The organism is Escherichia sp. KCJ4928 (assembly GCF_004352695.1).
Taxonomy (GTDB): Bacteria; Pseudomonadota; Gammaproteobacteria; order Enterobacterales; family Enterobacteriaceae; genus ECMA0423.
Genome location: NZ_SJWV01000528.1, coordinates 1 through 663 on the forward strand (window position 1 = coordinate 1; position 663 = coordinate 663).

At 31.4% G+C, this 663-nt stretch carries 1 pseudogene; it reads left to right on the plus strand.

What is annotated here, in order from left to right:
* Positions 1-663, plus strand: a pseudogene (locus E0D98_RS25340) (DUF2326 domain-containing protein); the annotation flags it as partial.

Here is a 663-nt window from a genome sequence, read left to right on the forward strand (position 1 = left end):
GGTTAATGATCTTGATCATCAAGTAAAGATTATAAAGCAAGAAATGGAATTACTTGAAGGTGATAAAACTTTTGATTTTGTTCGAGATGAAATAGTACTCTACGAAGATAGCTTAGATAACTTGAGAAATAAAAAAGCCATTTTAAAGTCAGAACTCAACAAGATACAAGCTCTGATTGGGGATAATTATATTGATGAAGATGAAGTAATAGATCTTTATAATAAGCTAAAAGCTGGACTTGGTGATAACATAGGGAAAGAACTAAAGGATGTTTTAGGATTCAAGAAAAAAATTGATGATTTCCAACGTGTTCTTATTGATGCACGCAAAGACTCTATTTTATCTGATCTTGAAAAGATCGAGGCGTCTATTTCTGAAATATCAATTAAGCTGAATTCAAAAACAGCAATAATCAAGCAGAATGGTCATCTTAGAAACATTAAAACATTGTTCCTTGCATACGAAAAAAAGCTGGAAGAACTTTCACAGCTATCCTCATTTATAAAAAAATTCGATGATTATGAATCTAAGGCGAAAGCAAAAAAAGCCGAGAAAGCAACTAAAGTTGTCGAGCTAGACATAGATATATCACTTCAAGAGTCAACTATTTCAGAATTCAGAAACACTATATCTGCTATTCATGATTATGTCATGGAAAATAG